The sequence below is a fragment of the Bradyrhizobium sp. CCBAU 21365 genome (assembly GCF_015291305.1).
Lineage (GTDB): Bacteria > Pseudomonadota > Alphaproteobacteria > Rhizobiales > Xanthobacteraceae > Bradyrhizobium > Bradyrhizobium elkanii.
Genome location: NZ_CP030036.1, coordinates 8,245,577 through 8,268,135, shown reverse-complemented (window position 1 = coordinate 8,268,135; position 22,559 = coordinate 8,245,577). Strand labels below are relative to the sequence as shown.

Annotated in this window: 25 protein-coding genes; 16 read left to right on the top strand and 9 right to left on the bottom strand. The window is 62.6% G+C overall.

All coding sequences use genetic code 11. The features are described 5' to 3' along the window. Positions 1–126: 126 nt before the first annotated feature. The 3 genes from XI02_RS39015 to XI02_RS39005 all read left to right on the top strand — a co-directional run bounded on the left by XI02_RS39015 (position 127) and on the right by XI02_RS39005 (position 3,887). Positions 127–600: an Hsp20/alpha crystallin family protein gene (locus tag XI02_RS39015; RefSeq protein ID WP_194483289.1), complete on the top strand. Its 474-nt coding sequence runs from the start codon at positions 127–129 to the stop codon at positions 598–600. Positions 601–675: 75 nt separating this feature from the next. Beyond that, the gene (locus XI02_RS39010; protein ID WP_018268786.1) at positions 676–1,152 is read left to right on the top strand and encodes an HPP family protein; all 477 of its coding nucleotides are present in this window, start codon (positions 676–678) and stop codon (positions 1,150–1,152) included. Continuing rightward, the gene (locus XI02_RS39005) at positions 1,134–3,887 is read left to right on the top strand and encodes a bifunctional acetate--CoA ligase family protein/GNAT family N-acetyltransferase (RefSeq protein ID WP_194483278.1); all 2,754 of its coding nucleotides are present in this window, start codon (positions 1,134–1,136) and stop codon (positions 3,885–3,887) included. Before XI02_RS39010 ends, XI02_RS39005 begins: the two co-directional genes overlap by 19 nt. Here XI02_RS39005 and XI02_RS39000 read toward each other — a convergent pair. Further along, positions 3,874–4,284 carry a hypothetical protein gene (locus tag XI02_RS39000; RefSeq protein WP_018268784.1) on the bottom strand — a complete coding sequence of 137 codons (411 nt, stop codon included), beginning with the start codon at positions 4,282–4,284 and terminating at the stop codon, positions 3,874–3,876. The genes XI02_RS39005 and XI02_RS39000 overlap by 14 nt on opposite strands. Before the next feature lie 211 nt (positions 4,285–4,495). Between XI02_RS39000 and XI02_RS38995 the strand changes: the two genes are divergently transcribed. From XI02_RS38995 to XI02_RS38985, 3 genes are read left to right on the top strand one after another with little or no spacing between them, the layout of a single operon-like run. Continuing rightward, complete coding sequence (locus tag XI02_RS38995) at positions 4,496–5,578, top strand: ABC transporter permease (RefSeq protein WP_081334562.1); 1,083 nt, start codon at positions 4,496–4,498, stop codon at positions 5,576–5,578. Positions 5,579–5,580: 2 nt separating this feature from the next. Next, positions 5,581–6,318: an ABC transporter ATP-binding protein gene (locus XI02_RS38990; protein WP_172646810.1), complete on the top strand. Its 738-nt coding sequence runs from the start codon at positions 5,581–5,583 to the stop codon at positions 6,316–6,318. A gap of 16 nt (positions 6,319–6,334) precedes the next feature. After that, the gene (locus XI02_RS38985) at positions 6,335–7,444 is read left to right on the top strand and encodes an MlaD family protein (RefSeq protein ID WP_194483288.1); all 1,110 of its coding nucleotides are present in this window, start codon (positions 6,335–6,337) and stop codon (positions 7,442–7,444) included. Here XI02_RS38985 and XI02_RS38980 read toward each other — a convergent pair. From XI02_RS38980 to XI02_RS38970, 3 genes are all read right to left on the bottom strand, one after another. Further along, the gene (locus XI02_RS38980) at positions 7,441–8,625 is read right to left on the bottom strand and encodes an acetate/propionate family kinase (protein WP_194483287.1); all 1,185 of its coding nucleotides are present in this window, start codon (positions 8,623–8,625) and stop codon (positions 7,441–7,443) included. The two genes, XI02_RS38985 and XI02_RS38980, sit on opposite strands and share 4 nt — an antisense overlap. Before the next feature lie 28 nt (positions 8,626–8,653). Beyond that, positions 8,654–11,065, bottom strand: a complete 2,412-nt coding sequence (locus XI02_RS38975) for a phosphoketolase (RefSeq protein ID WP_035631294.1) — start codon at positions 11,063–11,065, stop codon at positions 8,654–8,656. Between the two features lie 479 nt (positions 11,066–11,544). Next, positions 11,545–11,802, bottom strand: coding sequence for a hypothetical protein (locus XI02_RS38970; RefSeq protein ID WP_172646742.1), 258 nt, complete (start codon positions 11,800–11,802; stop codon positions 11,545–11,547). Between the two features lie 60 nt (positions 11,803–11,862). Here XI02_RS38970 and XI02_RS38965 point away from each other — a divergent pair, with 60 nt between their 5' ends. Beyond that, entirely contained in the window at positions 11,863–12,108 is a 246-nt protein-coding gene (locus tag XI02_RS38965; protein ID WP_129964723.1) for a hypothetical protein, read from the top strand. A gap of 2 nt (positions 12,109–12,110) precedes the next feature. On the opposite strand, the gene fixJ is transcribed toward XI02_RS38965, so the two are convergent. The 5 genes from fixJ to XI02_RS45700 form a co-directional block, all read right to left on the bottom strand. After that, on the bottom strand, positions 12,111–12,719 hold the full coding sequence (gene fixJ / locus XI02_RS38960; protein ID WP_028339989.1) for a response regulator FixJ: 609 nt from the start codon (positions 12,717–12,719) through the stop codon (positions 12,111–12,113). Further along, positions 12,716–14,146 (bottom strand): PAS domain S-box protein, encoded by a 1,431-nt coding sequence (locus tag XI02_RS38955; RefSeq protein ID WP_028339990.1) that lies wholly within the window; start codon positions 14,144–14,146, stop codon positions 12,716–12,718. Before XI02_RS38955 ends, fixJ begins: the two co-directional genes overlap by 4 nt. Positions 14,147–14,256: 110 nt before the next feature. Further along, complete coding sequence (locus XI02_RS38950) at positions 14,257–14,484, bottom strand: hypothetical protein (RefSeq protein WP_035631256.1); 228 nt, start codon at positions 14,482–14,484, stop codon at positions 14,257–14,259. Between the two features lies 1 nt (position 14,485). After that, positions 14,486–14,842: a hypothetical protein gene (locus XI02_RS38945; protein ID WP_028339991.1), complete on the bottom strand. Its 357-nt coding sequence runs from the start codon at positions 14,840–14,842 to the stop codon at positions 14,486–14,488. A gap of 403 nt (positions 14,843–15,245) precedes the next feature. Then, complete coding sequence (locus XI02_RS45700) at positions 15,246–15,392, bottom strand: hypothetical protein (protein ID WP_155258422.1); 147 nt, start codon at positions 15,390–15,392, stop codon at positions 15,246–15,248. Between the two features lie 151 nt (positions 15,393–15,543). On the opposite strand from XI02_RS45700, the gene XI02_RS38935 reads away from it, so the two are divergent. The 9 genes from XI02_RS38935 to ccoG all read left to right on the top strand — a co-directional run bounded on the left by XI02_RS38935 (position 15,544) and on the right by ccoG (position 22,558). Next, a complete protein-coding gene (locus XI02_RS38935) occupies positions 15,544–16,293 on the top strand; it encodes a CBS domain-containing protein (RefSeq protein WP_028339993.1) in 750 nt (249 codons plus the stop codon). Then, positions 16,290–16,499, top strand: a complete 210-nt coding sequence (locus XI02_RS38930) for a hypothetical protein (RefSeq protein ID WP_129964721.1) — start codon at positions 16,290–16,292, stop codon at positions 16,497–16,499. The genes XI02_RS38935 and XI02_RS38930 overlap by 4 nt, the downstream gene beginning before the upstream one ends. Positions 16,500–16,650: 151 nt before the next feature. Further along, positions 16,651–16,950, top strand: coding sequence for a hypothetical protein (locus tag XI02_RS38925; RefSeq protein ID WP_244980974.1), 300 nt, complete (start codon positions 16,651–16,653; stop codon positions 16,948–16,950). Between the two features lie 112 nt (positions 16,951–17,062). Beyond that, complete coding sequence (locus tag XI02_RS38920) at positions 17,063–17,560, top strand: hypothetical protein (protein ID WP_155258423.1); 498 nt, start codon at positions 17,063–17,065, stop codon at positions 17,558–17,560. A gap of 26 nt (positions 17,561–17,586) precedes the next feature. After that, positions 17,587–19,209, top strand: coding sequence for a cytochrome-c oxidase, cbb3-type subunit I (ccoN, locus tag XI02_RS38915; protein ID WP_028339996.1), 1,623 nt, complete (start codon positions 17,587–17,589; stop codon positions 19,207–19,209). 8 nt (positions 19,210–19,217) lie between these two features. Next, complete coding sequence (ccoO, locus tag XI02_RS38910; RefSeq protein WP_028339997.1) at positions 19,218–19,952, top strand: cytochrome-c oxidase, cbb3-type subunit II; 735 nt, start codon at positions 19,218–19,220, stop codon at positions 19,950–19,952. 10 nt (positions 19,953–19,962) lie between these two features. Beyond that, positions 19,963–20,127 carry a cbb3-type cytochrome c oxidase subunit 3 gene (locus XI02_RS38905; RefSeq protein ID WP_016845468.1) on the top strand — a complete coding sequence of 55 codons (165 nt, stop codon included), beginning with the start codon at positions 19,963–19,965 and terminating at the stop codon, positions 20,125–20,127. 6 nt (positions 20,128–20,133) lie between these two features. Beyond that, on the top strand, positions 20,134–21,006 hold the full coding sequence (gene ccoP, locus XI02_RS38900) for a cytochrome-c oxidase, cbb3-type subunit III (RefSeq protein ID WP_028339998.1): 873 nt from the start codon (positions 20,134–20,136) through the stop codon (positions 21,004–21,006). A 94-nt stretch (positions 21,007–21,100) separates the two neighbouring features. Beyond that, positions 21,101–22,558: a cytochrome c oxidase accessory protein CcoG gene (ccoG, locus tag XI02_RS38895; RefSeq protein WP_028339999.1), complete on the top strand. Its 1,458-nt coding sequence runs from the start codon at positions 21,101–21,103 to the stop codon at positions 22,556–22,558. Position 22,559 lies beyond the last annotated feature (1 nt).

Below are 22,559 nucleotides of genomic sequence, written 5' to 3'. Positions count from 1 at the left end.
CTCGCTTTGGGTCTGTGCTCCTCTTTTGATCATATCACGTTGGCCCGGTTTTGATCCTGGTCAACGGCCGGGGAGCTGTTCCTGACTAGCTTTGCTTCGCAAGCAACACGCAAGCAGGAGGTACTGATGGCTAACGACGTGATCCCCGTTGGAACCGAGCGCGCTTTGGCGCGGCGCGAAAACAATCCCTTCGCATTTCTGCAGCAGGAGATCGACCGGCTGTTCGACGGCTTCGGCCGCAATTTTCCGGCGTTCGCCGCGCCGCAGGCGATGATGCCGCGCATGGACGTCAGCGAGACCGACAAGACCGTCGAGATCTCAGCCGAACTGCCAGGCCTCGAGGCCAAGGACATTCAGCTCAATCTCGCCGACGACACGCTCACGATCCGCGGCGAGAAGAAGAGCGAGCGCGAGGAGAAGGACAAGGACTATCACCTGATCGAGCGCAGCTTCGGCGCATTCTCGCGGTCCGTTGCATTGCCCGAGGGCGTCAAGGCGGAAGACGTCAGTGCCGAGATCGCCAAGGGCGTGCTCAAGGTCACCGTCAAGAAGCCGGCTCCCAAGCAGAGCAGGCAGATCGACATCAAGACGGCGGCGTAGCTGCCTTGCGAGGCGCGTCGCCCGTTAGGCAGCGACGCGTCCCCGAAATAACCATCCATCCAAAGGGGATCAGCCATGTACGAGTTTCTTCAGGAGACCGTTGCGAGCAACATGACGAGGTCGGTACGAAGCGTCGCTCCCGAAATGACCGTCGGCGACTTGTACCGGTTGTTCGCGAAAGACGACTTTGACGCCTATCCCGTGCTCCGCGACGATGTCGTGGTCGGGTTCGTCACGAAGCTGGACGCCCTGAAGGTGTTCGCCTGTCCGGTAGATCACATGCTGCCACGTTACGACGATCGCATGGGAACGACGGTCGACGAGATCATGTCGTCCGACGTGATCGCGGTCGAGCCGGACACAAATCTGCAACGCGTTCTGCAGCTGATGATCGCCCATCGGCTCAAGAGCCTGCCCGTGATCGACAAGTATCATCACCTGGTCGGGATTATTGCTCGCGAGGATGTCATGCGGGCCCTGGCGCGTTGCACGAAGCGGCAAGCGCCTTCGCTGGTTCCCTGCGAGACTGTCCGATGTCTACGTTTGGTCTAGATCGGGTTCTTTCGCCTCGATCGGTCGCGCTTGTCGGTGGCAGTTCGCGTCCGTCTTCGCTGGGCTTGGCGGTACTCATGAACCTCAAGGCATGCGGTTTTGCCGGCCGCATCGCCGTCGTCAATCCGAACTACACTGCGATCGACGGCGAGATTACGTCCCCGGATCTCAAGTCGCTTCCATTCGTTCCGGACCTCGTTGCGATCACGGCGCCTGCAGCCGCGATTCCCGGAATCATCTCGGACGCTGCCGCGGTCGGTGTCGCCGGTGCCGTGATCCTGTCCGCCGGCCTCGGGCATGGTGCCGGCTCGCTAGCCGAGACGGTCGCGCAGGCGGCGCACCGGCACGGCATGCGCCTGATCGGGCCGAACTGCCTCGGCGTCATGGTGCCGCGCGTGAAGCTCAATGCGAGCTTTGCCGCGCATCAGCCCACCGAAGGGCGTCTTGCCCTGATCTCGCAGTCGGGGGCCATCGCTGCCGCGATGATCGAATGGGCGGCAGAGCGGCGGCTCGGCTTCTCCGGCATCGTGTCGATCGGAGACCAACTCGACGTCGATGTCGCCGATCTGCTCGACTATTTCGCGCAGGATGATCATACCAACGCGATCCTGCTCTACGTCGAGGCCGTCAAGGATGCGCGCAAATTCATGTCGGCCGCGCGCGCCGCGGCGCGGCTCAAGCCCCTGATTGTCGTGAAGGCGGGCCGGGTGGCGCAGGGAGCCAAGGCCGCAGCCACCCATACCGGAGCGCTTGCCGGTTCGGACGCCGTCTATGACGCGGCGTTCCGCCGGGCTGGCATGCTGCGCGTGTACGACCTTCGCGAATTGTTCGACTGCGCCGAGTTGCTTGGCCGCGGTTTCGTTCCGCGCGGCAACCGCCTGTCGATCCTGACCAATGGCGGCGGGCTCGGCATCCTCGCGATCGACCGGCTCGTTGAGCTCGGCGGCGTTCCTGCAAGCCTGACGACGGAGACGATTGCGGCACTCGATCGGGTTCTGCCGCAAGGCTGGTCTCGCGCCAACCCCGTCGATATCTCCGGCGATGCCGACGCTGCCCGCTACGTGGCCGCACTCGGCGCGCTGCTGGAGGACGCCAACAGCGACGCCGTGCTGGTCATGAACGTGGAAACGGCTGTTGCGCCGACCGAAGGGATCGCCGAAGCGGTGACGCGGTGCGTTGCCGACCGCCGAGCCAGGAACAGCGAGGTAGCCGCACTGGTGCTTGCGTCGTGGGATGGTGCCGACGCCCGCACGGCGGCGACCTTCGAGCGGGCGCGGGTCCCGCATTTCCCGACCGAGGATGATGCCGTGCGCGCCTTCATGTATCTGGTGAGATACCGCGATGCCTCCATCACGCTGGCCGCAACGCCGCCCAGCAGCGCCTCGACGTTTGCGCCGCGGACGGCTGCGGCGCGGCACGTGATCGTGAAGGCGCTATCCGAGGGGCGGGAATGGCTCGATCCGGTCGAGATCGTCGCGCTGTTTGAGGCCTACGATATTCCGATCGTTCCGACCGTCGTGGCCCGTGATGCCGACGATGCCGTGGACAAGGCAGTGCCCTTCCTGGCGCAAGGGCTTGCCGTGGCGGTGAAGCTGTTTTCGCGCGACATCAGGCACAAGTCGGACATCGGCGGAGTCATTCTCGGCCTGCGGACTCGCGAAAGCGTCGCACAGGCGGCCAGAACGGTGCTGGCGCGCGCTCGTGCCGCGCGTCCGGATGCCGTCCTGCAAGGTGTGACAATCCAGCCGATGATCGAGCGGCGGGCGGCACGTGAGCTGATCCTCGGCATTGCCGACGATCCGACTTTCGGCCCGGTGATCGTGTTTGGCCGCGGCGGGACCGCGGTCGAGGTGATCGACGACAAGGCGCTCGCGTTGCCGCCTCTCGACATGAACCTGGCACGCGACCTTGTGGGGCGCACGCGGGTCTCGCGGCTGCTTGCCGCCTACCGCGACGTACCCGCCGTTCCGGAAGATGTCGTTCCGCGCACCCTCGTCAAGCTGGCGCAGATGGCGGCTGATATTCCGGAAGTCGCAGAGCTCGATATCAATCCCTTGCTGGCGGACGAAACCGGCGTGCTGGCGCTCGACGCGCGGGTGGCGATCCGCAAGCCCGCGCGGTTGTTTGCCGGCCAGACCCGTCTTGCAGTGCGGCCGTACCCGTCGCAGTGGGAAGGCGAACTTGCCCTGAGGGACGGCTCGCGCGTGACGGTGCGGCCGATGCGGCCGGAGGACGAGCCGATGATCGACAGCTTCCTCAAGCGGGTGACTGCCGAGGACCTCAGGCTGCGGTTCTTCCATTTCACGAAGAACTTCTCGCATGCGTTCATCGCGCGGCTGACCCAGCTCGATTATGCGCGCGCGATGGCGTTTGTGGCGCTGGATCCGAACTCCGGTGCGATCATCGGCGTCGTCCGGCTCCATTCGGACTCGCTCTATCAGAATGCCGAGTACGCCATCCTCCTGCAATCCGACCTCAAGGGCAAAGGGCTCGGATGGGCGCTGATGCGCCTGCTGATCCACTATGCGCGATCGGAAGGGCTGAAGCGCATGTCCGGCCAGGTGCTGACCGAGAACATCAGCATGCTGAGCATGTGTCGTGATCTGGGCTTCGCAACCTGCCCGGATCCCGAGGACCACAGCATCGTCGATGTGGAGCTCGACCTGTCTCGGCCAGTCGCGGATGCCGAAGCGGCTGGCGGCCTGATCCGGCCCGGTGCAATCAAAGCGGCGTGACGGCGACGACCCGGTAGGGATGCATGCCGTCCGCCTCATGGACGGAGACATATTCGCCGAGCCGAAAGTGCTCGCCGCCGAAATGAAACCCGGCTTCATCGGCGGTGGCGCCGGCAACGTCATAGTGAAAGCGCCAGCTGTCGGACGGTCCATGCACGAGGTGGCCGAGCTGATCGTCCTCGCCCGGGCGTTGGCGGACGACGCGGCAGGCGTCGCGATTGGCCCTCCAGGTCTCGACATCGATCCGCGATGCCGTGTCGAGCGGGGCGACGATGACGTAGCCGATCGCGGACGTACCTTCGGGGTGATCGTGCTCGCGGGCGCGCTCGAGCCGGACCTGCCTGAACGAGTGCGGCAACGCAGTGTTTTGCAAAGGTTTGAAGGCGGCGCGATTCATCTGAAATCTCCTGAGCACGCCCGAGGCTGCCGGGCAATCTGTGAAATCATACGGCCGTCGCTTGCCAAGCCGTTGATCTGGGTCAAGCACATTCCGGGTGGCCAAGATGTGGTCTATTGCGCTGGGTCAAACACAGCCGGCTCCAGCATCCTAGGGTGACTCGAAAGTTGGAGTCAGAATCTTGCTCAATGCCCCGGCCCTGATAGCAAATGTGAACAATCCGCGTGTGCTCACCGCATGTGGGGCCTGGAACGTTGCCAATGTCGAGGAGCTGGAGCGGCTGTGCGCGCACGCCGCGCGTACCGATATCGGCTCGATCGATGTACGGCGTGTCACTGCGCTCGATACCGTCGGGGCCTGGCTGCTCGAAAGACTCGCCCGCAGTGGCGTGACCAGAGCAGTCCTCACCGGTGCCGACGGTCCATATGGCGACTTGCTGGAAGAGGTGCGGGGGCTGAACCGTTCCGGCCGCGCCGAACGCAGACCGGTCAACCCCGTGCTGCAGAAGCTTGATCAACTCGGCCGCGGCAGCAGGCGGCTGGCATCCGATTCGGCGGCATTCCTGCATATGCTCGGCGCCTTCAGCCTAGCGCTGCTCGGCATTTTCAGGCATCCGCGATCGTTCCGATTGACGTCGACCGTCTATCAACTCGGCCGGGTGGGCTGGCAGGCGGTGCCGATCATGGTGCTGATCACGTTCCTGATCGGTGCCATCATCGCACAGCAGGGCATCTTCCATTTCCGCCGCTTTGGCGCGGAATCCTATGTCGTGGACATGGTTGGCATCCTCGTGCTGCGCGAGATTGGCGTGCTGATCGTGGCCATCATGGTGGCCGGACGATCCGGCAGCGCCTATACGGCCGAGATCGGTGCGATGAAGATGCGCGAGGAGATCGACGCGCTCAGCACCATGGGGCTCGATCCTGTCGCGGTGCTGATCCTGCCACGAATCCTGGCGCTAGTGGTGGCGCTGCCGATCCTCGCCTTTCTCGGCTCGCTCGCGGCGCTCTATGGCGGCGGGCTCATCGCGTGGCTTTATGGCGGCATGAGTCCGGCGATCTTCATTGCACGCCTCCATGACGCGGTTTCGGTCACTCATTTCGAGGTCGGGATCATCAAGGCGCCGTTCATGGCGCTCGTGATCGGGCTTGTCGCGGCCGTCGAGGGATTGAGCGTCAAGGGCAGCGCGGAGTCGTTGGGGCAGCAGACGACGGCATCGGTCGTAAAATCGATCTTCCTGGTGATCGTGCTCGACGGGTTGTTCGCGGTCTTCTTCGCCTCGATCGGGATGTAGCCATGGCCGGCACGCCAGCGATCCATATTAGCGACCTCGTGGTCGGTTTCGGCGAGAAGATCATCCTCGATCATCTCGATCTCGACGTGAACGACGGCGAAATTCTCGGCCTCGTGGGCGCGTCCGGCGGCGGAAAGTCGGTGCTGATGCGGACATTGGTTGGCTTACTTCCGAAGCGGAGCGGACAGATCGATTTCGCAGGCGACAGCGATGACGAGCGCCGCTGGGGCGTGCTGTTCCAGCAGGGAGCGCTGTTTTCGGCCTTGACGGCTCGCCAGAACATCCAGTTTCCGCTGCGCGAGCGCGCACGGCTGTCGCCGGGGCTGCTGGACGAAATTGCGGACGCGAAGCTCGAGATGGTTGGCCTGAAACGCGAAGACGGGGACAAGTATCCGTCCGAGCTCTCGGGCGGCATGACCAAGCGGGTTGCGCTCGCGCGGGCGCTGGCGCTCGACCCCTCGCTCCTGTTTCTCGACGAGCCAACCTCCGGTCTCGATCCGATCGCTGCGGGAGAATTCGATGCCCTGATCCGGACGCTGCACCGGACGTTGCGCTTCACCGTGTTCATGGTGACACACGACCTGAACAGCCTGCAGGCCATCTGCGACCGCGTCGCCGCGCTCGCCGACGGCAGGATCGCGGCAATCGGGCGGCTGTCATCTGTGCTCAAGTCCGATCATCCCTGGGTCCAGGCCTACTTTCATGGTGCCCGGGCGCAGAAGCTGGGCCTCGGCAATTAGGCAGAGAGAGACGCATATGGAAATCCGCGCGCCCTACATCATCGTTGGTGCATTCGTGTTATCGGCGATCGTCGCCGTGTTCGGCTTCGTTTACTGGCTGAACAATGTCGGGGGGATCGGGAAACGGCAGACATATCAGCTGGTTTTCGCCGATCCGGTGCCCGGACTGCTGGTCGGGGCGGGCGTCCTCTTCAATGGCATCCGCGTCGGCGAAGTGACCGCGCTTGAGCTGGTTCCGGACCGTCCGCGCGAGGTTCACGCCACGATCGCAGTCGCCGAGCGTACGCCGGTGCATAGCGATACGCGCGTCGGCCTCGATTTCCAGGGACTGACTGGTGTTCCGGTGATCGCGCTCGAAGGCGGCGATGATCCCCAGGCGCCGCCGGCGCGCGAACCGCTGGTGGCCGAAAAGGGGGCCGGGCGGAGCATGACGCAGGCCGCCCGCGATGCACTACGCCGGGTCGATGCCGTCCTGTCCGAGAACGCCGCGCCGCTGCACAGCACGATCGACAATCTCAGCACGTTCGCCGAAGGGCTCGCGCGCAACACGCCGAAGCTCGACGGTATCGTGGCCGGGCTGGAACGCATGACCGGCGGTGGTGCGCCCGCGCCGCGCAAGGTAGTGTACGACCTTCACGCGGTGGACGACTTCGGAGCGCAGCGCCATGCCAATCTGCCCGAGCAACTGGTCATGGCGGAGCCGACCGCGATCGCACGCTTGCAGACCCAGCGCTTCCTGTTTTCGCCGGATGAAGAAAGTCAGGGGTTCGAAGGTGCGCAGTGGGGCGATAGTCTCCCGGTGCTGGTGCAGGCGCGGTTGCTGCAGAGCTTCGAGAATTACGACGTCGACCATGCGCCACTGCGGGCCGACAGCGGTGTAGAGGGTACGCCGCGCCTGCTGATCGACCTGCGTCGGTTCGAAATTGTGCAGGGAGCCCAACCGCGCGCGACGATCTCCCTGTCCGCGAAAATCGTCGATCGAAATGGGCAGGTAAAGGCCGCCAAGCTTCTTGAGGGATCCGAAGGAATAAACTCGCTCACACCATCCGAGGCGGCAGCCGCATTCGATCGGGCCTTCGGGTCTCTCGCAAGGGAGCTTGTGATGTGGGTTGCATCGACGGACTAGCGACCTGTGCGCAGCAGGCTGCGGCAGTGCCGCGCAATACTGACTTCCTCATTGGTCGGAATGACAAGTACGTCGACCGGGCTGCCCTTCGCGGCGATGCGTTGTTCGCCCTGCGCATTTGCAGCCGTATCGATGCTGACGCCGAGCCAGGAGAGGCGATCGCAGACGCGTTGCCGGATGTCCGCGGCATGCTCGCCTATGCCGCCGGTGAACACCAGGCCGTCGAGGCCCGCAAGGGTATTTGCCATCACGGCGACTTCTGCGGCGACACGAAATGTGAAGAGATCGACCGCTTCGCGGGCCTCGGGCTTTTGGCTCGCCAGTAGGGCGCGCATGTCGGCTGACAGCCCTGAGACGCCGAGCAGGCCCGAACCTTCGTACAGCAAATGTTGTACGTCATCGACCGACATCCTTTCTTCCTGCAAGAGATAAAGCAGTACGCCGGGATCTATCGTTCCACAGCGGGTCCCCATGACGAGACCGTCGAGCGGGGTCAATCCCATGGTGGTGTCGACGCTGTTGCCCTTCTGCAGGGCACAGAGGCTCGCGCCGTTGCCGAGATGCGCCACGACGACGCGCTTGTCCGCCCATTGCGGCGCGATCGCGGCGAGTTGGCTCGCGACGTATTCGAAGGAGAGGCCGTGGAAGCCGTAGCGACGGATGCCGCGCTCCTCAAAGTGCCGCGGGATGGCAAAGCGGCTGGCCGGCGGCGCCAGGCCGTGATGGAAGGCCGTGTCGAAGCAGGCGATCTGCGTCAGCTGCGGCCGCAGCGATTGCACGGCGCGGACCGGCGCCAGGCAGCGCGGCTGGTGCAGCGGCGCAAGCGGCGTCAAGGCCTCCAGCGCGGCGATAGTCTGCCCTGTGATGACGACCGGTCGATAGAACGCACGCCCGCCATGGACGATACGATGCCCGACGGCGGCGAGCTTGCCGCCGGCGAGATAGTCCTCGATCCAGGCAAATACGTCGCTGAACAGGCCGTTGTCCCCCGACGTGCCGCTCGGGCGACGCCTCTCGAACAGCTGCCTGCCCGAGGCATCGCTTATCACGATGCGCGGGACTTTCTCCTGCTCATCGAGCAAGCCCCTGCATTGCAGCTTTGGCTCGGCCGGTGCGATGTCGAACAGGCCGAACTTGATGCTGGACGAGCCGGCGTTGAGCACCAGGACGCTGTCGGACATGGACCGTCTCTCTCGCGTGTTCGCTGCCTCAGTCAACGGATTTGTGGTCTGTCGTACCGTAGGGCCAGACCCAGTCACGGATCTGCGGCATGTCCTCGCCATGCTCGCGCACGTAGCGGGTGTGCTCGGTCAGGGCGTCACGGAATCGCCGCTTGACGTGGGCTGCCGCGATGTCGAGCCCCGGCACGCGCTCGATTGCCTCGATGGCGAGATGGAAGCGGTCGAGGCCGTTCAACACCACCATGTCGAACGGGGTCGTGGTGGTGCCTTCCTCCGCGAAGCCCCGCACGTGCATTCCGTCGTGATTGGTGCGGCGGTAGGTCAAGCGATGGATCAGATAGGGATAGCCGTGATAGGCGAAGACGACAGGCTTGTCGCGGGTGAACAGGCTGTCGAAGTCGCGGTCGGACAGGCCGTGCGGATGCTGCTCCATCGGCTGCAGCGTCATCAAGTCAACCACGTTGACGACGCGGATCTTTAGTTCCGGCAGCGCCTTGCGGAGCAGGTCGACGGCGGCGAGCGTCTCCAGCGTCGGAACGTCGCCGGCGCAGGCCATCACCACGTCGGGCTCAGCATTGGGGGGCTCGGTGCCGGCCCAATCCCATATCCCGATGCCGGCTTCGCAATGGGTGATTGCCGCACGCATCGAAAGCCATTGCGGGGCAGGTTGCTTGCCCGCCACGATCACATTGATGCGGTCATAGGTGCGCAAGCAGTGATCGCCGACCCAGAGCAGGGTGTTGGCATCGGGCGGAAGGTAGACGCGGACAATGTCGGCCTTCTTGTTGGTGACGAGATCGACGAAGCCGGGATCCTGATGACTGAATCCGTTGTGGTCCTGACGCCAGACATGCGAGGTGAGGAGATAGTTCAGCGACGCGATCGGTCGTCGCCAAGGCAGCGCGCGCGAGACATTCAGCCATTTGGCGTGCTGGTTGAACATTGAATCCACGATGTGGATGAAGGCTTCATAGCAGGAGAAGAAGCCGTGCCGGCCCGTGAGCAGATAGCCTTCGAGCCAGCCCTGGCAGAGATGCTCGCTCAGGACTTCCATCACGCGGCCGTCATGGGCGAGGTGGACGTCGTAAGGCTCGATGCCTTCCATCCAGACCCGGTCGGTGGCCTCGAATACCGCGTCGAGCCGGTTCGACGCGGTTTCGTCCGGACCCATGATGCGGAAATTGCGGGCTTCCGCATTCAACTCCACGACCTCGCGCAAGAACTTGCCGAGTTCCCGCGTGGCTTCGGCGACGACCTCGCCCGGAGCGGTGACCTCGACCGCATACGCACGGAAATCCGGCAGCTTCAGCTCCCGCTTCAGGAGGCCGCCATTGGCGTGCGGGTTGGCACCCATCCGACGGGCGCCTGCGGGCGCAAGGGCTTGCAATTCAGCTACCAGCCGCCCGTTTGCATCGAACAGGCTTTCAGGCTCGTAGCTCCTCATCCAATGCTCGAGCAGCTTCAGATGCTCGGGGTTGCCGCGCGGGTTGGCGATCGGCACCTGATGTGCACGCCAGAATCCTTCGACCTTCAACCCATCGACCTCCTTCGGTCCGGTCCAGCCCTTCGGGCTGCGCAGCACGATCATCGGCCATCGCGGCCGCTTAAGGTCGCCGGGCTGCTGCCGCGCGGCTTGCTGGATTGCGCGGATGCTGCCGAGCGCAGTGTCGAGCGTGCTGGCCATCGAGCGATGCATCGCATGCGGATCGTCGCCTTCGACGAACAGCGGCTCGTAGCCGTAGCCAGTGAAGAGGCTACGGACGTCCTCGTCATCCATCCGCCCCAGCACGGTGGGATTGGCAATCTTGTAGCCATTGAGGTGCAGGATTGGCAGCACTGCGCCGTCATGCTTCGGGTTCAAGAACTTGTTGGAATGCCAGGAGGCCGCGAGCGGGCCGGTCTCTGCCTCGCCGTCGCCGACGACGCAAACGGCGATCAAATCGGGGTTGTCGAACACTGCGCCATATGCGTGAACCAACGCATAGCCGAGTTCACCGCCTTCGTGGATCGAGCCGGGTGTTTCCGGCGCGGCGTGGCTTGGAATGCCGCCGGGGAAGGAGAATTGACGGAACAGCTTGCGCAAGCCGTCCAAATCGCGCGTCACCTCCGGATAGAGCTCCGTGTAGGTTCCTTCGAGATAGGTGTTCGCGACCATGCCGGGGCCGCCATGGCCGGGACCGCAGATATAGATGACGTTGAGGTGGGAAGTGCGGATTGCACGATTGAGGTGAGCATAGATGAAGTTGAGCCCGGGCGTGGTGCCCCAATGTCCAAGCAGGCGCGGCTTGATGTGCTCCGGCTTCAGCGGCTCTCTCAGAAGCGGATTCGCGAGCAGGTAGATCTGTCCAACGGAGAGATAATTGGCGGCTCGCCAATAGCGGTCGAGCAGCACAAGATCGTCCGCCCGCGCTTGCTCGTTTGGAGTGGTCGCAGATTGCATGTCGTTCTCCCGGGATTCAAAGATGACCTCGGACGCCGCTATCGGTTCCACGTTAGAGGGCGAATGTGACGGGAATGGCTTGAGCCAGCTCAAAGATGCACGCCAATTCGAGTCGAAACCGCAACGTTGCTGCGAACGTCCATCCAATCCTGGCGTCCAAGGAACGGAAGGTTCAATCGTTCGAAAGCGGAACCGGCTCCTTCGAGGCAAGGTTTGCTCGCGCTCCCACGAGTTCCGGCGGCGGTTATCTCAGGGCCATCTCTGGAGGCCTCACGCTGACCCGCAGTAACGCCGCGCGCCTGCCGGGGTTCTGCCAATTTCTCAGCATCATGCGGCGAGACAAAAAGATGCCCGGCAAAGCCGGGCATTGAATATCGAGACAACCCCAGGGAGAATAGGTCACTCGTCCTAACAGCTGCATTCAAGCATGCGATGCCGGGCGACGATTTGAGCTAGCGCAATAAATCGTAGATTAGTCTTTACCAGGAGTCAGGACGAGACCGTTCCTGCTCCAGGTCGCTTGGCACCATGCCATATGTCCTCAGCATGGTCATTTTCGTCCCCGGATGGCCGGTACGGACGACTGCCGCGGCACCCGCGTGGCCGAACGTCTTCCATAAATGCTTGGCGTGCTCAATCGCCGCGGCGGGGCTGGCGCACTTGGCCTGCTGGCCTGGAACGAGTTCGCCATCGGTCCGATCGTACGGCAGGGCAATGAAGTGCGCGATCTCGTCCATCGATGGCCCTTTCTCGTTCGGTCGACTTCACCCAGAAAATGATGGTTCGGAGGGGCTATCTTGATCTCCCTCGGCCCATTTCGCTTGATCCGGATCAAGGCGGAATGGCGCATTTTGTTGCTGTTGGTGGGGTCGAAAGGGAGCTTGCTTGCCATTGAGCTTCCTCCTCTCGAATATGGGCTGGCCAGGGCAATGGGAAACCTCGTGCACTTTCCGGCACCGCGTCGCGCGAACTGCGAACAGGAACAGGTGGCGTCAGGAGCGGACATTCGCCATTCCGTCCGCCAACTGTTGCTCGCAGCTTGAGGCTAGAGCCCGGCAGCGATGGCGATCCGCATCAATTCCGACATGCTGCGCACATTGGTCTTGGCCATCAGGTTGGCACGGTAGACCTCGACCGTGCGTGGGCTGATGCCAAGATCGTGGGCGATCACTTTGTTGATCTTGCCCGCCACGAGCCCCCGCAGAACGTCACGTTCGCGCGGCGAGAGATCCACCAGGCGAGCCTCGGCCTCGCGCTTGACCGTACCGTCGGCGGGGGCCGCCGACTGCATTTGCAACGCTTCGCCGATTGCACGCAAGAGCGCCTCGTCCTCGAACGGTTTTTCGATGAAGTCAACCGCGCCTGCCTTCATCGCCTCGACCGCGAGTGCGACGTCTCCATGGCCAGTCATCAGAATGACGGGACATGCGACTGCGTCGGCCTTGAGTTTGCGGACCAATTCGAGGCCGCTCATGCCCGGCATACGGATATCAGATACAATGCAGTCGACTGTTCTGCCGGCGAGATGATCGAGAAAATCGGTTGCCGTCTCATAAGAGGTTACGGCAAAGCCGTTGACGTCAAGAAGGAAGGCCAGTGAGTCTCGCATAGCTGGATCATCGTCGATCACGAGAATTGTACGCCGCGTTGTCATGCTTCTTCTCCGTCCTCCGCGAACGGGAGGATGAACTGAAAAACCGTGCCGCCACCAGCGTTTGGCGTCACATCGATGCGTCCGCCATGGGATTCGATGATGGTCCGGCAGATCGAGAGGCCGACACCCATGCCATGCTCCTTGGTCGTGATAAAGGGCTGAAATAAACGGTCGGCGATATCGGGGCTAATGCCCGGGCCGGTATCGGCGATAGTGAACGTCGCAACACCGTTAGTGTTGGCGACGCCGACGGTCAATTCGCGGCGCGGGCCCGAGGCCATCGCCTCGATCGCGTTGCGAACCAGGTTGAGCACGACCTGCTGAATCTGGATTTTGTCAACGATGATCGGGGGCATGTCCCGGTCGCTGCGGATCGCCACCCGGACGCCCTGCTCCTTGGCGCCGAGCAGCGCTAATGCGACAGCCTCTTCGAGCAGGGTGGCCGGGCTCTCCAGGGACTGCTGGGTCTCGCCCTTCGCGACAAATTCGCGCAGACGCTTGATGATGTCGCCGGCCCGTAGGGCTTGCTGCGCGGCCCGCTCGAGCGCATCCCGAATGCGGGTAGCATCCGGTATTTCCGACGGCAGCAGCGCCTTCGCACCGCGCATGTAGTTCGTGATGGCTGACAGCGGCTGGTTGATCTCATGCGCGATTGAGGACGCCATCTCACCCATAGCGGTCAATCGCGACACATGAACCAGCTCGGACTGCAGCTCCTGAAGCCGCCTTTCCTGCGCCCGACGCTCGGTGAGATCGCGGATAAAGCCGGTGAAGAAGCGTTCTCCGCGTACCTTAGCCTCGCCGACGGCGAGCTCCATCGGAAACGTCGAGCCGTCACTCCGTTCTCCGACCACGATGCGGCCGATGCCGATGATGCGCCGTTCGCCGGTCGTAAGGTATCGCTCGAGATACCGGTCGTGCTCGCCGCGATACGGCTGTGGCATCAGACTCGAAACGTTCGTTCCGACGACCTGGTCCGCTTTCCAGCCAAACAGGCGCTCGGCTGCAGCGCTGAAGGAGCGAATAATGCCGTGGTCGTCGATGACAATCATCGCGTCAGGGACCGTGTCTAGGATCGACTGCAGATGGGCCTGGCGATTTCGCGCCTGATCGCTCTCCTTCAGTAGCCGGTCACCCATAAAGCCAAGGATCGGACCGAGGACAGCAAAACAGGCGATATCGATCAGATTCGCAGGCTCAGTGACCAGGCTCCTGCCGAGGAATTTGGCGCTGATGACGAGGCAGAGCAGGGTGGTGAGGATCGCCGGACCGCGGCCGCCGGCGAACGCGGCAAACAGCACGGCGGGGACAAAGATGATCGTGAAGGTCCGGTCTTCGAGATAGTTATCGAGCCCCGCGCGCACCGCGAATACGAGCGCGGCCGCTGCCGCGGCAGTGCCATAGCGGTACCAGATGCGGTCGGACATATTCCCCCGGCAAAGCCCTCAAATCCGCTTCGACAGTACAACGTTCAGGTACCTGAAGCCAACCGTCGCTCTGATGGGCACGTCTTCGGCGACCTTGACCAGGAATCTGCTCATTTGCCCCAAGCGCGCCAATGCGTCGGCTGCACCAGGATGCGTTCGACGGTCCCCGCCTTCATCCAGCCGCCCAGGATGCGGCGGCAGGGGAAGACGAGCTTGTGAATAGCGTTACCTTCGATGACGGCGAGCTCAAGGTCTCGATCGAAGGGGGCTGTCGCGACCCCCTTCCATGTCTCGCTGACGCCGGCCCTTGGGCGCTCTGGAGCGTCGGGTGCCGGCATGTCAGGCGGCCTTCTGAGTAGCCTCGTCGACACTGCCGGTCTTTCTAGCAAACAGGTTCAGCTCGATCGTGCCCAGCGAACGCGCGGTCTCGATCGCGTACGTCGCGTCGTTCGCGCCACGCGCGGTAACGCCCTTGGCCCAGTCCTGCAGCGCTGTGATCTTCTCGGCGACCGAGGCGGTAGAATTGAACCTGCGGAAGAGTTCCCAGGCCTCGTTCGCTTCGATTTGCATCTGCTCGAACCAGTGCCGGTTTGCCTCGACCAGTTTCTCCGAGAATTCCGACTGGACGGCCATCGCGCGCTTCGCATAGCTCTGGATGGCGTCGGAGACGGGCCGGGCTTCGCTGTGGTCTGTCATGTTCAACCTCCTTCGTTGAGGAAGGCTTTTCTTTCCACACGTCCGGCACTTGCGTGTTGATGTGCGTCAACTCGATAGCCTTCCGGATCGCACGGTTCTGGTGATCGAGTTAGCCGCGCTTGGGATCGACGACTGCGCCGGTTCGCAGGTTGATGAAGTGGATGCCATCACAAGCGGCGCAGGAGATCGAATGCAGATCGTCAGTCAGAGGTCCGGACGGGTCATCGGGAAGCAGGCCTTGGACGCGATCACCGGTAGTCGGACACGAGAAGATAATGGGGCGTAAAGCCGTTCTGTCTGCCATTTGCACAATCCTGACGGAGCGGCATCGTCTGGCGGGGCGCGCCGCGCCGCATTGATGCACGTCAAAAATCCGGTGCACGGTCGAGGCGGCGCCGGCGGCCTAGAACGGGCGACGGCGATGGTGCCGAGCAAGGCTGGATCCGGCCGGCTGGCTGAGCGAAGGCCGCTTTGCCTGCAAGATCATCCGGACGAAGGCCACGACAACGATCGCGAGCGCTCCGAGCGAGGCGAGCAGATTCTGCAGCATGATTTGTTCTCCTGACTAACTGCCAATACCTTCGATCTTTGATCATCGGTCGTGGCGCCTTGATTCCCGACAAGCGCGGGCATTGAGAAGGATCAAGATGAACGGGCCGATCATGTGCGAGCTTGCTGCGGGCATTGAAAGGAGAGCGGCAATGCGCGCACACCAGATTATGGCGAGACATCTCATTATTGTTGGAACCGAGACCTTAATTATCGAGGCCGCCAAGTTGATGCTGGATCATCATGTCAGCGGCCTACCGGTGGTCGATTCGGCTGGAAGATTGGTCGGAATCCTGTCGGAGAGCGACTTTTTGCGGCGAAGCGAGATCGGCACGCAACGTCGGCGTGGCCGCTGGCTTCAGTTCCTTCTCGGCCCCGGCTATGCAGCTGCGGACTTTGTCCACGAGCGCGGGCGGAAGGTCGGAGAGATCATGTCGTGTGATCCCGTTACCGTGACGGAAGAAGCGCCCCTGCCTGATCTTGTCGATCTCATGGAGAGGATGGGGGTCAAACGGCTGCCGGTGATGCGCGAGGGGCGCCTCGTTGGCCTCGTGACACGTGCCGATCTGCTGCGGGCAGTCGCGTCTATTGCGCACCAGATCCCGGATCCTACGGCGGATGACAAGCACATCCACGATCGCATCGTGCGAGTCCTCGACGGTGCAAATTGGTGTCCGCTCGGGCTGCAGGTCTCGGTGCGCAACGGCGAGGTGCACCTCCGTGGGGTCATCACGGACGAGCGGGCGAGGCAGGCTGCGATTGTCGCCGCGGAGAATGTCGCCGGCGTCAAGGAAGTGCACGATCATCTGTGCTACATCGACACCTATTCCGGCTTCTATATCCAATCCGCGGAAGACGAACGAGCAGCTGCAGCGAAAGCAGCAAAGGAGACGGCAGGATGATCGTTCGCCCCGCAATCGCTCTGATCCCGCTGATCGCGACTGCGGTGGTAAGCGCCGATGTCGTGGGCTTCGCCGCAACATTGATGACGATCTTTGTAATCGTGGGCTTCGCGGTCACTGCCGCAGGATGGACCGTCAATGGCAAGACGACGTCAATACCGGCAGTCCGGCCGTCATCCGCGGACTGGACATCTCACCACAGATAGCACCTCGTCCGGCCTGGTCTCAGTGCCCGATGATGAGAGCCAGACGTCGCGAAAGGCTCGTCGCTCGAGTTCCTGGCGGTCGAGGACGTTCAAGGCTCTGCTCGCCTTCGATATCCTCTACAATAGGACAGCCGCGCCTCAGAGCATTCCGTTGCGGCAGATCAATACGGGCGTCTCGCGCCAATGGCAGCATGAGCAAGGAATCAGCCCAAGCGAGGGTGCCATGACATCATTTGACGTTCGTTTCATCAAAACGGTTTGCGACGATACCGGCCACGAACATCGCGCCTGCCAGGCAGCGTTCAGGGTTGACGCTGTCTCGCTTTCCGCGGCTGCACAGCTGGCCGAGGCCGACTTCTGCAGACAGAAGGGCGTCCGCGACTGGACGATCTTTGCCGATTCCATGGAGCTTCGAACGCCGCCGGCTTTGCCGTCGGCCTGGGGCGGCTAGCGCCCCTTGGGCGGCCGTCGCGGTCGATTGGCGCGCTATCGCGTGCTTGATCGGTATCAAATCGACAATCGGGTCCTTCGGCTAGAGATGGAGAGCCAAAAGGGGGTGAGAAATGACCGACCGATCAGCTGGCAATAGCTCGCCGCAATTCAAGAATCTTCTCGCGCGCTTGCGAGCGTTTCTTGTGCGTCGACACGAATTCGATCTGTTGACCGCCAGGGAGATCGACGAGGTCGCGCACGAGCTGAATCTGCCGACGTCGGACCTTCGTGCGCTTGCCCGCGAGCAAGGTTCGCCGGAGTTGCTCAGCAAGCGTCTCGATCATGCAGGGTTGTCCGAGCAGACGCTCGCGTCGTCCCATTGCGATGTGTTGCGTGATCTGCAGCGAGTGTGCGGTCTATGCCGTGAGAAGGCTCGCTGCGCCGCGGATCTCGCGCGGGAAAGGCGGGCCAGTCCGGCACGATACTGTCCGAATGAACTGACCCTGACGGCGCTGAGCCGCGGCGCCAGCGGCGCTCGGCATGGCGCAGGAATTGATGCCGATCAAGTAGCTGGCGGCGAGATTGTAGTCTCCATGACGCCACCGCATCCAAAGAAAGCTTCCACATGACAAGTCCATCTTCCGTTTCAAAGTCGATGACGATGGGCGAAGCCGGCTTGACGTCTTCACTTGCGGTTTTTGCCTTCGTTAGCTTTCTGGGCGCGGCGATGGGGCACGATGCGGCGTTCAGTTTTCACGCGTCGCTTGCTTGTGCCGCCAGCCTGATCTCCGTGGTCATGATCGGCAATCGCTACCTTGACCGTCCTGCAGAATTGCCACCGGCGGAGATCGGCGGGCGCCCCAATTACAACCTTGGCCCGATCAAGTTCGCGTCCGCCATGGCGATGTTCTGGGGCATCGCGGGTTTCACTGTGGGTCTGATCATCGCCATGCAGCTGGCCTGGCCGGCGCTTAATTTCGATCTGCCCTGGACGACATTCGGCCGCCTGCGGCCGCTGCATACGTCGGCCGTGATCTTCGCGTTCGGCGGCAACGTCCTGATCGCAACGTCGTTTTATGTCGTGCAAAAGACCTGCCGCACTCGCCTTGCAGGCGACCTGTCGCCCTGGTTCGTCGTGGTCGGCTACAACTTCTTCATCCTGATCGCCGGCACCGGCTACCTGCTCGGCGTGACCCAGTCGAAGGAATACGCCGAGCCGGAATGGTACGCCGACTTCTGGCTGACGATCGTCTGGGTGACGTATCTGCTCGTGTTCCTGATGACGCTGGTAAAGCGCAAGGAGCCGCATATCTTCGTCGCCAACTGGTTTTACCTGGCGTTCATCATCACGATCGCGGTGCTGCATCTCGGCAACAATCCCGCGCTGCCGGTTTCCTTCCTCGGCTCGAAGTCCTACATCGCCTGGGGCGGTGTGCAGGATGCGATGTTCCAGTGGTGGTACGGCCACAACGCGGTCGGGTTCTTCCTGACCGCCGGCTTCCTGGCAATCATGTACTACTTCATTCCGAAGCGGGCGGAGCGTCCGGTCTATTCATACCGGCTTTCGATCATCCATTTCTGGGCGCTGATCTTCCTCTACATTTGGGCCGGCCCGCATCATCTGCACTACACGGCGCTGCCGGACTGGGCGCAGACGCTCGGCATGACGTTCTCGATCATGCTCTGGATGCCGTCCTGGGGCGGCATGATCAACGGCCTGATGACGCTGTCGGGAGCGTGGGACAAGCTGCGCACCGATCCCGTGCTGCGCATGATGGTGGTGTCGGTCGCCTTCTACGGCATGTCGACCTTCGAAGGCCCGATGATGTCGATCAAGGTGGTCAACTCGTTGAGCCACTATACCGACTGGACCATCGGCCATGTGCATTCCGGCGCATTGGGCTGGGTCGGATTCGTCTCCTTCGGCGCGCTCTACTGCCTGATCCCCTGGCTGTGGAATCGCCAGCTCTACAGCCTGAAGCTGGTCAACTGGCACTTCTGGATCTCAACCATCGGCATCGTGCTCTACATTTCCGCGATGTGGGTGTCGGGAATCCTGCAGGGTCTGATGTGGCGTGCCTACACCTCGCTCGGTTTCCTCGAATACTCCTTCATCGAATCTGTCGAGGCCATGCATCCCTTCTACATCATCCGCGCAGCGGGCGGCGCGCTGTTCCTGGTCGGCGCCCTGATCATGGCCTTCAATCTCTGGATGACGGTCAATGCCGGCCAAGCCAGCGAAACCGAGGGCGCCGGCGCTCTCCAGCCTGCCGAATAGGTCACGCAATGTCCTTCTGGAATCGACACAAGATCTTTGAGAAGAACTCGATCATCCTGATCGCCGGCATTCTCGTCGTCATTGCGATCGGCGGGCTGGTCGAGATCACGCCGCTGTTCTATCTGAAGAGCACGATCGAGGCGGTCGACGGCGTGCGGCCCTATACGCCGCTCGAGCTCGCCGGGCGCAACATCTATGTCCGCGAGGGCTGCTATCTCTGCCATTCGCAGATGATTCGACCGCTGCGCGACGAGGTCGAACGCTATGGCCACTATTCGCTCGCGGCCGAGAGCATGTACGACCATCCATTCCAGTGGGGCTCCAAGCGCACCGGACCGGATCTTGCGCGGGTCGGCGGCAAGTACTCCGACGATTGGCACGTCACTCACCTGATCAATCCGCGTTCGATCGTTCCGCAGTCGGTGATGCCCGGGTACCCGTCGCTCGCGAAGACGGAACTCGATCCGTCCGACGTCGCGGCTCATCTGCGGACGAATCGCGCGGTCGGCGTACCCTATACCGACGAGCAGATCGCCAACGCGGTCGCCGATCTCAAAGCGCAGGTCGATCCCGACAGCCCCGGCTCCGATCCGTTTCAGAAGCGCTATCCGAAGGCCCTGGTCCGCAACTTCGACGGCAAGGCCGGCAATCCGACCGAGCTCGACGCCCTGATCGCCTATCTTCAGATGCTCGGCACGCTCGTCGACTTCAAGCTCTACAACGAAAAAGCCAATCTGCGCTGAGGGCACGAGCATGAAAGCGATCATTCACGTCGAGAATTTCGCATCAAGCCTGGTCGGCACGCTCTGGACGCCGATCTTCGTTGGAATCTTCATCGCCATCGTCGCCTACGCACTGTGGCCCCGCAACAAATCTCTCTTCGACGCCGCAGCCCGGATGCCGCTGCGGGAGGACTGACCGATCATGAGCGAGCATAATGAGATCGACCGCGTTTCCGGCCGCAGCACGACCGGTCATGAGTGGGACGGCATCAAGGAACTGAACACGCCGCTGCCGCGGTGGTGGGTCCTGACTTTCTATGCAACGATCGTCTGGGCGATCGGTTACTGGGTCGTCTATCCGGCCTGGCCGCTGGTCTCGGGCTACACCACCGGTCTGTTCCAGTATTCCACCCGCGCCAGTGTCGCGACCGACCTGGCCGATCTCGAGAAGCTGCGTGGCGAGAAGATGGCGGTGCTCGGCAATGCGTCGCTGGCCGACATCGAGAAGGATCCTGCTCTGCTGGCGCTGGCGCGCGCCCGCGGCAAGACCGTGTTCGCCGACAATTGCGCGCCCTGCCACGGCAGCGGCGGCGCGGGTGCAAAGGGCTATCCGAACCTGAACGACGACGACTGGCTGTGGGGCGGCTCGCTTGACCAGATCATGCAGACGATCCAGTTCGGCGCGCGCTCCGGACACGCAAAGACCCATGAAGGCCAGATGCTCGCATTCGGCCGCGACGGCGTCCTCAAGAAGGACGAGATCGTGACCGTCGCCAACTATGTGCGCTCGCTTTCCGGCCTTTCCACCGCGCCGAAGTTCGATGCCGCCGCCGGCAAGAAGCTATTCACCGAAAACTGCACCAGCTGCCACGGCGACAACGGCAAGGGCAACCCGGAGCTCGGCGCGCCGAACCTGACCGACCAGATCTGGCTCTATGGCTCCGACGAGGGGGCGCTGGTCGAGACGATCACCAACGGCCGCGCCGGCGTGATGCCGGCCTGGGTCGGCCGTCTGGATCCGGTCACCGTCAAGGCGCTGGCGGTCTATGTGCACTCATTAGGCGGCGGCAAATAGCTGCCGCCGCGAGGCCGTCCGGGATCATTGACCGAGGTCAAACCCGGACCTGGTGCAGGGATGTAGGTTTCAACCAGCCTCATTCGAGCAACCCATGAACAAGCCCGTGCCGCCTGCTGAACTCATGACCGACGAAGACGGGCCGCTCTACGCGCCTCGCAAGAAGGTGTACCCGCAGAGCGTATCCGGCCGGTTCCGCTCGATCAAGTGGCGGCTGATGGCCGTCTGCCTCGGCGTCTACTATCTGCTGCCCTTCGTACGCTGGCATCGGGGTCTCGGCGCGCCCGACCAGGCGGTCCTGATCGACTTCCCAAACCGACGCTTCTATTTCTTCTTCATCGAGCTGTGGCCGCAGGAAATCTACTATTTCACCGGTCTTTTGGTGCTCGCAGCTCTCGCCTTGTTTCTGATGAACGCACTGGGTGGCCGGATCTGGTGCGGCTATCTCTGCCCGCAGACGGTCTGGACGGATCTTTTCTATGCGGTCGAGCGGCTGGTCGAAGGTGACCGCCGCGCCCAGATCAAGGCCGACGCTGGCCCAATGACCGCAAAGCGCGCCGGTCGCCGTGCATTGAAGCACGCAATCTGGCTGATGATCGCCTGGTGGACCGGTGGCGCCTGGGTGCTCTACTTCGCCGATGCGCCGACCTTGGTGCGCGATCTTGCGACTCTTCGGGCGCCGGCGGTCGCCTATGTCTGGATCGCGATGCTGACCGCGTCGACCTATTTGCTGGCCGGCTATATGCGCGAGCAGGTCTGCGTCTACATGTGCCCGTGGCCGCGGATTCAAGCCGCACTGACCGACGAATGGGCACTCAACGTCACATACAAATACGATCGCGGTGAGCCGCGTTGCTCGGTCAAGAAGGCGTTCGACATTCGCTCGCTCGGCGAGAAGGCCGGCGATTGCATCGATTGCAACCAGTGCGTTGCCGTATGCCCGACCGGGATCGACATTCGCGATGGTGCGCAGCTTGGCTGCATCCAGTGCGGCCTGTGCATCGATGCCTGTGACGCCGTCATGACCAAGGTCAGCCGCAAGGCCGGTTTGATCGGATACGATAACGATATCAACGTTCAGCGGCGCGTCGCCGGCAAGCAGGAGATTTTCAAGCCCGTTCGCGCCCGTACCGTCGTCTACGCCAGCCTGATCACCGTAGTCTGCGCCGTGATGCTTTACGCGTTGATGTCGCGAACCCTGCTCGACGTCAACGTGCTGCACGACCGCAATCCGATCGCGGTGCGTCTCAGCGACGGCGCGATCCGCAATGGATACACACTGCGCTTCCTCAACAAGCGCGGTTTTGATCGTGTGATCGCGATCGATGTCGATGGACCCGCCGAAGCGAAGCTACACGTCATCGGTTCGGACTCCGTGACGCCAGATCGGCCGATGATCGTTCTTGCGCGTGACACCACCACCGAACTGCGCGTGCTGGTGACGACGCCCTTCGATGAAAAAGCGGAAAAGTCGGTGCCGGTCACATTCCGCGTCACTGATATCGGTCTCGGAGAGGTCGCCTCCGCGACCGACCACTTCGTCCTTCCCTAAG